Source organism: Limnoraphis robusta BA-68 BA1, assembly GCF_034932365.1.
Classification (GTDB): domain Bacteria; phylum Cyanobacteriota; class Cyanobacteriia; order Cyanobacteriales; family Microcoleaceae; genus Capilliphycus; species Capilliphycus robustus.
Genome location: NZ_JAYGHR010000070.1, coordinates 104,280 through 114,365 on the forward strand (window position 1 = coordinate 104,280; position 10,086 = coordinate 114,365).

9 protein-coding genes are annotated in these 10,086 nt (G+C 43.3%); 1 reads left to right on the forward strand and 8 read right to left on the reverse strand.

All coding sequences use genetic code 11. The features are described from left to right. Positions 1 to 101 precede the first annotated feature (101 nt). The 6 genes from VB836_RS19790 to VB836_RS19815 form a co-directional block, all read right to left on the reverse strand. Positions 102 to 1,316 carry an amino acid ABC transporter permease gene (locus VB836_RS19790; protein ID WP_323221831.1) on the reverse strand — a complete coding sequence of 405 codons (1,215 nt, stop codon included), beginning with the start codon at positions 1,314 to 1,316 and terminating at the stop codon, positions 102 to 104. A gap of 48 nt (positions 1,317 to 1,364) precedes the next feature. Beyond that, a complete protein-coding gene (locus VB836_RS19795) occupies positions 1,365 to 2,531 on the reverse strand; it encodes an amino acid ABC transporter permease (RefSeq protein ID WP_323221833.1) in 1,167 nt (388 codons plus the stop codon). A gap of 169 nt (positions 2,532 to 2,700) precedes the next feature. Further along, positions 2,701 to 3,780 (reverse strand): amino acid ABC transporter substrate-binding protein, encoded by a 1,080-nt coding sequence (locus VB836_RS19800; RefSeq protein ID WP_323221835.1) that lies wholly within the window; start codon positions 3,778 to 3,780, stop codon positions 2,701 to 2,703. Positions 3,781 to 3,985: 205 nt separating this feature from the next. After that, positions 3,986 to 4,213, reverse strand: coding sequence for a hypothetical protein (locus tag VB836_RS19805; RefSeq protein ID WP_323221837.1), 228 nt, complete (start codon positions 4,211 to 4,213; stop codon positions 3,986 to 3,988). Positions 4,214 to 4,431: 218 nt separating this feature from the next. Continuing rightward, positions 4,432 to 5,376, reverse strand: coding sequence for a lipid kinase (locus tag VB836_RS19810; RefSeq protein ID WP_046280210.1), 945 nt, complete (start codon positions 5,374 to 5,376; stop codon positions 4,432 to 4,434). Positions 5,377 to 5,501: 125 nt separating this feature from the next. Next, the gene (locus VB836_RS19815) at positions 5,502 to 5,900 is read right to left on the reverse strand and encodes a hypothetical protein (RefSeq protein WP_046280211.1); all 399 of its coding nucleotides are present in this window, start codon (positions 5,898 to 5,900) and stop codon (positions 5,502 to 5,504) included. Between the two features lie 130 nt (positions 5,901 to 6,030). Here VB836_RS19815 and VB836_RS19820 point away from each other — a divergent pair, with 130 nt between their 5' ends. After that, entirely contained in the window at positions 6,031 to 7,245 is a 1,215-nt protein-coding gene (locus VB836_RS19820; protein WP_323221840.1) for an RNA-guided endonuclease InsQ/TnpB family protein, read from the forward strand. Between the two features lie 87 nt (positions 7,246 to 7,332). Here VB836_RS19820 and secF read toward each other — a convergent pair whose 3' ends face one another. Together secF and secD are read right to left on the reverse strand one after the other, a co-directional pair. Next, positions 7,333 to 8,325, reverse strand: coding sequence for a protein translocase subunit SecF (secF, locus tag VB836_RS19825; protein ID WP_046279831.1), 993 nt, complete (start codon positions 8,323 to 8,325; stop codon positions 7,333 to 7,335). Between the two features lie 65 nt (positions 8,326 to 8,390). After that, entirely contained in the window at positions 8,391 to 9,782 is a 1,392-nt protein-coding gene (secD, locus tag VB836_RS19830; protein WP_046279830.1) for a protein translocase subunit SecD, read from the reverse strand. Positions 9,783 to 10,086 lie beyond the last annotated feature (304 nt).

The following is a 10,086-nucleotide window of genomic DNA, read 5'->3' on the forward strand; positions in this document are numbered from 1 at the left end:
TACCGGACTTATTTCCCGTGAATAACCGCAAATTTCAAAATAGACTCTCGGATGATCAGAAATGGAGGGTTGTGTCGCTTCCCCATCACCCGCGTTGTGAATTACTTTTGCTCTGTATTAAGCTGTTGTTCAAGCTTGCGGCTGGCTTGAGACATCAGATAACAGAACAACCAGTACAAGATACCAATAAACAGGTAAACTTCTGAGTATCGCCCCAGGAACTTAGGATTCGCGAGAATCGAACCGCTAATTCCCAACAACTCCACCAAGCCGACAATCGCCAATAGAGTCGTATCCTGAAACAAACTAATAAACTGACCCACAATAGAAGGAATCGAGATTTTCAAAGCTTGCGGTAAGACAACCAACCCTAACACCAGAGGGGTATTCAAACCCAAAGCTTTCGCGGCTTCAATTTGACCCCGAGGAATGGCTTGTAGTCCACCTCGCACATTTTCCGCCAGATAAGCTGAACTAAACATCGTTAAACCGACAATCGCCCGTAAAATCCGATCAGGACGCATCCCTTCGGGTAAAAATAAAGGGACTAACACTTGTCCCATAAACAAAATCGTAATCAGGGGTAAGCCCCGAATCACTTCAATATAAGCAATCGAGAGAAACCGAATAATCGGGAGACGACTTTGACGCCCCAAAGCCAACAACACTCCAATCGGAAAACACAGCAAAATACTGATAATTGACATCAGTAATGTCAGCATCAGTCCGCCCCAAAGGTTACTCGAAACGGACTTTAACCCCAGTCCTCCGCCAATAAACCAAACCGCAATGATTAAAAAGACAAACCAGGTAAAAGGAAGCCATTTCATCAAATCTGGTTTTGTTTGACCGAGTTTTTTTCCTCCCCAAGCAGTAGCAACTAATAGCAAAACCATTCCAACCAGCAAAATTCGGTACGGAATGCTGACAGGAACCAAAACCGCCAGCATACAAACAATACTAATAGCAAGGATAATATTTTGACTAAACAAAACGGGAATATTACGGGCTAAAATTCCCCAAGTTAAACCTGAAAGTAAACAAATCAGAGTCAGTATAATCCATAAACGCCCATATTGATCAGGGGGAAATCGACCGACCAAAAATAAAGAAAGATTAGCGGGAATTACATCCCACTGGGCTTTTGTTCTTGCCCAAGATAGAAAATTCGCTAAACTTAACGCTAAACCAATAACAATGATCCAGGTTAAAAGACTGTTGTACCAGGTGTTAAATAGATTATTTTTTAACCATTCACGGAGGGTTAATGACTCTGAGGGTCGAACAGAAGCAGAAGGGGGTGTTGTGACAGTCATGGCTTGTAATCAGTGAGAGTTAAAATGGGTAAAATAAATTTGGATTTATTATCTTTCTCGCAATTGAACGGCTCGATTTAATCCATTCATCGCGATAGAAATTAAGAGGTCGATAGTCAGATAAGTTGCCATAATAATCAGCATGACTTCCACCACTCGTCCACTTTGATTAAACGTTGTATTTGCAACGCTATAAATGTCAGGATAAGCCACTGCGATCGCCAAACTGGAGTTTTTGGCTAAATTGAGATATTGACTGTTTAGCGGTGGAATAATCACTCGCAACGCTTGGGGAAAAACCACCAACCGCATCACTAAACCGGGTCTCAGTCCCAGCGATCGCGCCGCTTCCCACTGTCCTTTAGCAACAGATTGTATTCCTGAGCGAACAATTTCAGCAATATAAGCGCCAGTATAGACAACTAAACCCACCAATAGCGTTGTAAATTCAATCGTCATTCGCAGTCCGCCTTCAATGGTTCGACCATTTTCTAAAGGCATTGGACGTTGCCAACCCAGTCCAAATATAATGATGAAAATTGCAGCAATTCCGATTATCCAAAGTAAGGTTAATTGAGGTTGACCTGATTTTCCTTGTTCGACCATTATTTTTGTACGCCATCGCCAAATCAAAATAGAAGCGATCGCACTGATCAATAAAACCGCTAACCAAAACCACACCGCATTTCCCGACGGCCAAGGCACAAAAACGCCTCGTTGATTTAAGTAAATGAAATTAAAAAATCGAGCCGTTTGTTCTATAGAAGGGAGTTTCAAAAAAATTCCGTACCAAAACATTAATTGCAGCAGTAACGGTGTATTTCGCACCACTTCTACATAACAAACGGTCATCTGACGCAGTAACCAGTTATCGGAAAAATAGGTAATTCCGGCTGTAACACCCAGAAGAGTGGTGAGGATCATTCCGAAAAACATCACCCGCAGAGAGTTGATTAAACCAGCGAGTAAAACTTGACTATAGTTATCAGTCGGTTGATAAGGAATTAAACTTTCACCAATCCCAAATCCGGCGGTACTGTTGAGAAAATTAAAATTAAATACAGTTCCTCCCGTTTGCTGAAGGTTGCGACTGAGATTGGTTCCCAACAGTGTAAATAGAGATAATACCGCTATCAAAACGATAACCTGTAGAGCAATTTTCCAAAAGCGATCATCTCGCCAAAGCGGAGTTTTTGGTGTTGTGTTCATGGTCATCAATATAATAGAGTTCTTTTCAGAAAATATTCAATTTTAAAACCGTGCCTTTGAGAAATGGGTAAGGCACGGCGACAATGATTTTGAAGTTAAAATCTGTTATTCAGCCGTGCCTAAACAGGCTGTTCTCTACAGAGAGAAAATCTGTTTTAAAGGATGATCAAACCGATTAACGGAAAGGCGGTGAATACAATAAACCCCCATTATTCCAGAGGGCATTTTGACCTCGTTCGAGTTTAAACTGAGAACCTTGTCCGATATTCCGCTCGTAAATTTCGCCGTAGTTGCCAACTTGTTTAATAATATTGGCAGCAAATTCATTAGTTAAGCCGAGTCCCTGACCTAAGTCTCCTTCCAGACCTAAGAAACGCTTAATCGTCGGGTCTTGACTGGTTTTAAGCTGGTCAACGTTCGCTTGATTAATTCCCAATTCTTCAGCTTCAATCAGCGCGTAAGTCGTCCATTTCACAACATCGAACCAAGCTGAGTCATTATTAATAGTCACAGGGCCGAGAGGTTCTTTAGACATCGTGACATCTAACAGAATATGCTCATCGGGATTCGGAAGTGTACTGCGACGAGCCACTAACTGGGATTTATCAGAGGTCATCCCATCGCAAGCCCCTTCTGCGTAAGCCGCATAAGCCGGATCAGCTTGCTGGAATGTTTTCGTTTCAAACTGAACCCCTCTTTTACGCATATTGTCGGTTAAGTTCAGTTCGGTGGTAGTCCCTGCTTCCACACAAACGGCTCGACCTGCAAAATCTTCTAAACTGGTAATACCGCTCTCTCTACGAACCAACATCCCCTGACCATCGTAAAAAGTTGTTGGTGCAAATTCCATCCCGACTGATGTATCGCGCGTGATCGTCCAGGTAGTATTACGCGAGAGCATATCGACTTCACCGGATTTTAGAGCTTCAAATCGTTCGGTCGAGTCCAGATTTCGATATTCTACGGCGTTCGGGTCGTTGAAGATGGCAGCCGCAACGGCTTTACAGATATCCACATCCAAGCCGGAATATTGACCATTTTGATCAACAAAGCTAAACCCAGGAATTCCGCCATCTACACCACAGACCAGCTTACCCCGATTTTTCACCGTATCTAGGCGACTTGCGGTTTTTCCTGTACCTGATGATTTACCTTGATTTTCTCCATTCGTTGAACTGCTTGGACTTTCTACACAAGCCGTTAGGGGAAGAACCAATAGTAGAGTTGATAAGAGTAGAGAACTCCATTTAAGCATAGTTAAGGTTGATAATTTATTCAAAAGGCGAGTACATAATGCAGTTTCTTCAAACCTCCTTAAGATTACCTTAATTTGGTTCTGTTCATAGAACTCTCGTTATATTATTCCTTTTGAACGGCTCTTTTCAAAGCTTTGAGCTTTCACTTACTGGGGATCTTTGTCTAAGTCTCTGGGGTCTTCAGTTAATTTTTCCATCCTTTTGTTAGGAATGATCTATTGCTAGACGTGATTCTGCTAAATCTCGAATCAGTGATAGGCGTGAGTTAATATAATCATTCACCAAATCTCTGTCTAAACAGTTGACATTAGATTCAGCTTGCAGTCGTTTCAGTAAACACTGTACTAAATCTGCATCATCTAGGGAAACAATCAGTGAAGCCTGAGTCGTTTCGACTAAAGACCAAAGTTGACGGAGCATCGTGGGACTCATAAAACCTCCTTGTCCAGAACAGTATATATTCGCGTCCTTAGAGCTTATCTGCTTCTAACACCACGCCACAAAGCCGTTGCGGTTAGAAATGAGGAATTTTAGGTTTTCTTTATATTTCCACAATAACTGAATATACCTATATCAGATACTCGATCACACAAGATGTCACATGAGCTACAAATCCCTTAATCTAGCGTTGCAAAACTTGACATTGTTTTTCACTTCATCACAAATTCTTCACCCGGGTTAACGCCGGATTCTGTAGGCTGAGGTACAAATACAGCAATTGCTTTAGGAATGACTCGGAAGTGAGCCGGAGTCGAAACCGTTAACTCTCCATCCGTATTAATAGTATAGGGTTTGCTCGTTAAAACTTCAAACTCAGAGCCAGAGAGGGTTCTAGTTCCCAATTCCGGGCGATGTAGTCCGGTGCGGATAGCTACGATCACCGTAAAAAATTGCCACCACCGCTTAATTTCCAAGCTGTAGAGATCCAGACGTTGATCATCAATCGTAGCATCGTGCAGAATTTTCATCCCGCCCCCATAGTATCGACCATTACCCACTGCAATCTGAAACGTTTTCACCCGCTTACACTGATCTCCAAACCGAATCTCCGCAACAAAAGGCCTCGCCCTTAAAATCGCTTGAGTCGCAGTAATCAGGTAAGCAAAAATTCCCCAACGACGCTTGGCTTCTCGGGTGAGTTTGCGGGTAATATTCACACTCAAGCCTAGACTCGCCACATTAAAAAAATGCTTGCCATTTACCCAACCCAAATCGATAGATTGTTTATGTCCTTGGGCAATCACCTGACAAGCCTCTGGAAGTGATAGAGGAATATTCAAAGTGCGGGCCAGATCGTTAGCCGTTCCCAAGGGTAAAATCCCTAAAGGTAAACCCGTTTTCACTAATCCATCAATCGCCGCATTCAAAGTCCCATCTCCCCCTCCAATAATCACCAAATTCACCCGATCTTGGTAACGTTGAATCAGGGAAGTAAAATCTTGAGGAGATTGGGGAAAATCTTGAAGAATCTCTAAACCCAAGGCTTGGAGTTGAACAACCACTCTGGATAAAGAGTCCTGATTCACTTGACGCGCCTGGGAATTCAGCAATAAAAGTGCTGTTTTGGGATAGGGTTGCCGATGCCTGATGGACATAGGAAAAATTGATCAATAATAGGTTGACTGAACAATTGCCAAAGGCGAGTCAAACGGCTTCAATGGGGCAGTGTGAAAAAGCAGGATAAGCAATTGAGTTTCTTGGAATTTTAGACCGGAAACCGCTACTTTTTCAACTGTTCAACAACCCATTTCCAAAGCGGATGACTTGGCCCTTGTTGGCGAATTTGCCAAACCCGTTCTTCTAAACGTTGTTTGTACTCGGCGGGCATCCCAAACAAAATATTGCGACTCTGCCAAACCAAAACCCCCACCATCATACCCAGACATAAACCCAAACCCACTGCGGATAATCGATGCTCGGCCAATCCATAGCGCACCGCAGCCCAGGTAAAATGATCCAACCAGAGCCGAATTTCTGAACGCAATCCCCATAGACTCAGGGGAGCAATTGTCATCCAGAGAAACCCAACCACTAACCATCGACCCCAGACAATCAATTCGTGCAGTTTCTGAACTTGAGCTTGGAAGATAGAATCTTCGGACGGAGGTTCAGGCTTCATCACAGTTCCAGATTGAGCAAGACAAACAACACTTACCGAAGTTGAGCGGAAAGCCCCAGTCTTTAGACATGGGGATGGATAGCGAACAATTAATATTGTTATCCGGGGAGTTGTGTGGCAAAATTATACCATGATTGTACGAGAAGCTAAGTTATTAAACGGTTCCAAGTCTCAATACTCAAGACTTGATGATGCCATAAGAACTGCTCAATTCATCAGAAACAAGGCAGTTAGACTATGGCGAGATGAACGGGATGTGGATAAATCTCGCATTTCTCGCCTCTGTAAAGAGTTGGCGAAAGAATTCCCTTTTGCTAATAAACTTAATTCAATGGCACGTCAAGCTTCTGGTGAAAGAGCTTGGAATTCAATCTCTAGCTTCTATCGTCGCTGTCGTGAAGGAGCCAAAAAAAAGGGTTATCCTCAGTTCAAAAAACATTGTCGCTCAGTTGAGTACAAAACCACTGGCTGGAAACTGTCAACTGACTGTAAATCAATTAATTTCACAGATGGGTTTAAAGCAGGTGAATTTTCTTTATTCTGCAACTCAGATGTTAGAAAGGATTTGTTTACATTGAAGATAAATCGAGTGAGAGTAGTCAGACGAGCCGATGGGTATTATGCACAATTCTGCTTTAATGCTAATCGGTCTGAACCGGGAAACTATACCGGAAAAGTAGTCGGTTTAGACTTGGGTTTAAACTATTTCTACAAAGACACTAACGACAATGCAGCCATCTATCCCAAGTATTTAAGGTCATCTGAAAAGCGAATTAAAAAGCTACAGCGACGACTATCTAGGAAGTTTGTCAAGGGTAAAAAGCCCCAATCAAACAACTACCACAAAGCTCGAAAAAGACTGGGGAAAGCACATTTGAAGGTTCAACGCCAACGCAAAGACTGGGCTGTAAAACTGGCTCGGTGCGTAGTGACATCTAACGATGTTGTGGTATATGAAGACCTCAAGATACAAAACATGGTCAAGAACCATCATTTAGCTAAGTCGATTTCAGACGCGAGTTGGTATCAATTCACCCAATGGTTAGACTATTTTGGAAAAATTTGGGATAAAGCAGTTGTTTCTGTTAGCCCACATTTCACTTCTGCCGATTGTTCTAACTGTGGTTTTCGGGTGAAGAAAACACTCAGCACCCGGACTCACAAATGCCCTAAATGTCAGACAGAAATTTGTCGGGATACTAATGCGGCATTAAATATTTTCAAGAAGGGCATGAGCATTTTAGGGGCTGAGTATAATAGTACCGAAGGGCATTCGGAAACTGCCTCGTTCGAGGAAACGCTTGGGGAGATTCCACCTCTGTTAATCAGGAGACATCCGACTTAATAAGTGGTGTTGATGAACCAAGAATTAGCAATAGCTAAGAATCCCCTTTCTTTAGAAATGGGGAGTATGTCAAAAATTCTGATCAGGTTACTGTTGATCTTCAACAGCTTTAGGGTCGTTTGCGGAAACAGCAACACCAGAAGAAGGTTGACGATTCCGCCACCACGCGAGTAGGGTACTCGCAATAAAAATACTCGAGTAAGATCCCGCAAGAAAACCCACTAATAAAGCCAAAGCAAAATATTTAAGCGTTTCCCCACCAAAGAGGAAAATACTGATCAAAGGCAACATTGTGGTTAAAGTTGTATTGATCGAACGCGCTAAAGTTTGATTAACCGCATCATCAACAACTTGGTTAATCGGTAAAGTGGGATCTCTGGTAATCACTTCTCGAATCCGATCATAAATAACAACGGTATCGTTAACGGAAAATCCGATAATCGTTAACAGTGCCACCAAAAACAAACTATCGACTTCGAGACCCAACACCAAGCCCAAAATCGAAAAGACACCCGTTGTTACGATAACGTCGTGAAACAGCGCGATAAAAGCAAAAACGGCATAATCAAACTGAAAACGGAAGGTGAGATAGATAGTAATTCCAGCAAAAGAAACAAATAAAGCTTGTAATCCCGAGATAAAAATCTGACGGCCTAATGTCGGGCCTACAGTGTCTATTTGAGTCGATTGAGGGTCAAAAGCACCAATCGCTTCGCTGAGGCTATTTTGCAGCTCTGTACGTTCCTCAACATTCAGACTCTTAGTCCGAATCGAAACAATTTGTCTATCTTTTTTTTGAGGATCTTTATCAAGCAGTTGAATCGAACTATTCCCTAATCCTTGACTGGTGAGGACTGAGCGAACTTCATCGAGTTGAATCGGCCCTTGACAATTATCCGGTACTGAACAATCGAGTTCGAGTTGCAGCCTGGTTCCCCCCACGAAGTCTAAGCCTGGACGTAGGGGCGCACCAATATCCGGGCGAGTCCATGAAATCGCCATCGCGATTAAGCCCGCCAGGATAACGACTCCTGAAATTGTCCACCACAGCGATCGCTGTTTAATTACACTAAGTTTCATAGTTTGTGGTTTGTGATTCGTCCTGCGTCAATCGAGCCGGAAAAAACCCGGATGTTGTCTGACGTTTAGGAAATCGCTTTTTTTAAGTTAGGACAAAACAGTTCCGGTTTGCGTAACTCGGGAAATCCAATCACGGTAAACATGAGGGTACGACTACAGGTTACGGCTGTAAACATACTGACGGCAATCCCCAGTCCCAAAGTCAAAGCAAATCCTTTAACCAAACCTGTTCCTAACCAAAACAGGGCAATACAAGCAATTCCCGTTGTCAGGTTGCCATCTAAAATACTACTAAAAGCGCGATAAAATCCTGACTCCACCGAACGATACAACGTTTTACCCGCTTTTAATTCTTCGCGAGTCCGCTCAAAAATCAACACGTTCGCATCCACCGCCATCCCAATACTGAGAATAAATCCAGCAATTCCCGGTAAGGTGAGCGTCACACCGAGCAAGTTAAACAGAGCTAAAGTGAGTAGAGCATAAACAATCAGAGCAAAATCAGCAATTAATCCGGGGAGGCGATAATAAACCACCATAAAAATCAACACCAGAATTAACCCAGCGAGTCCTGCATAGATACTGCGTTGAATACTATCTCGTCCTAAGGTTGCGCCAACGGTGCGGTTTTCAACAATTTCTACCGGAACAGGTAACGCCCCGCCTCGCAGTTGTACCGCTAAATCATTGGCTTCTTCGGCAGTAAATCGTCCGGTAATCACCGCACTTCCGCCTGTAATTCCCGTTTCAGCGAAGTCAACCGGAACGGTGGGATAACTGATCAGTTCATTATCGAGGAAAATCCCAATGGTTCGTCCGGTTCCCGCTAAATTTTTAGTCAGTTGGGCAAACTTGTCTCCGCCTTCGGTTGAGAAACGCAGCGCAATATTCCAGTTATCATTTCCCGTCGGTTCCGGTAAGGCATCCCGCAGATCTTGGCCGCGCAGAATCGGATCTTGGTAAAGTGCAACGATCGCGTCTTGATTACTTTCTAGAGAAGCGAGGGTTTTCTCAACTGCGGCTCTATCGCCCTGTTGCTTCTGTTGTTCGAGTTGAATTTGCAAATCTCCTCTAACTTGAGTTTCGACGAGGAGTTGCGTCTCGGTTCCCGGTTTTTGCTCTCGAAAATCAAGCTGTGCAGTTCCGCCCAATACTCGTTCAGCTTGTTCGGGGTCACTAACGCCAGGGAGTTGAACCAGAATTTGATCTTGTCCGATGGTTTGTACCACTGACTCTGAGACTCCTAAACCATTAACCCGGTTCTCAATCACGCTTTGAACGGCATTAATTACCCGTTCATCAATGGTGGGGACTTCTTCTGAGGTTTTCAACTGAATCGTTAATTGCGAGCCGCCCCGCAGATCTAACCCCAAGCGCATCGGAATATTCACCAATACAATAATTGAGGAGATAACAAGAATCAGGATTAAGATCAGGAGTGAACGCTGTTTTCGCATACTCACATAAAAAATCACAGGTCAGTGGTCAAAGTTTGGGGTTGAAACCTTGAGACATTGCGGCTCTCAACACCCATCCGTTCACCTGAATACAGGTAACAGGCTTCTATTATCGGCTAATTTGGGGTCTGCCGTACAGAAAGATTCTCCTCAACTGTTTGAAATCTTTTTTTCTATCTTACCAAAAATTGCCGCACACGCCCCTACCTTCAGGTATGGGGATATAAGGCTCTTTCTAATGCTATAATAACTCTACTGGCAGGGTATTCAACCAGTTGAAAAACCCAGCATCTAATCGATGCAA

Coding starts and splice junctions, on each gene's coding strand:
- secD (WP_046279830.1), bottom strand. CDS start 9,782: ATGCGAAAACAGCGTTCACTCCTGATCTTAATCCTGATTCTTGTTATC.
- VB836_RS19795 (WP_323221833.1), bottom strand. CDS start 2,531: ATGACCATGAACACAACACCAAAAACTCCGCTTTGGCGAGATGATCGC.
- VB836_RS19820 (WP_323221840.1), top strand. CDS start 6,031: ATGATTGTACGAGAAGCTAAGTTATTAAACGGTTCCAAGTCTCAATAC.
- VB836_RS19815 (WP_046280211.1), bottom strand. CDS start 5,900: ATGAAGCCTGAACCTCCGTCCGAAGATTCTATCTTCCAAGCTCAAGTT.
- VB836_RS19790 (WP_323221831.1), bottom strand. CDS start 1,316: ATGACTGTCACAACACCCCCTTCTGCTTCTGTTCGACCCTCAGAGTCA.
- VB836_RS19810 (WP_046280210.1), bottom strand. CDS start 5,376: ATGTCCATCAGGCATCGGCAACCCTATCCCAAAACAGCACTTTTATTG.
- VB836_RS19800 (WP_323221835.1), bottom strand. CDS start 3,780: ATGCTTAAATGGAGTTCTCTACTCTTATCAACTCTACTATTGGTTCTT.
- VB836_RS19805 (WP_323221837.1), bottom strand. CDS start 4,213: ATGAGTCCCACGATGCTCCGTCAACTTTGGTCTTTAGTCGAAACGACT.
- secF (WP_046279831.1), bottom strand. CDS start 8,325: ATGAAACTTAGTGTAATTAAACAGCGATCGCTGTGGTGGACAATTTCA.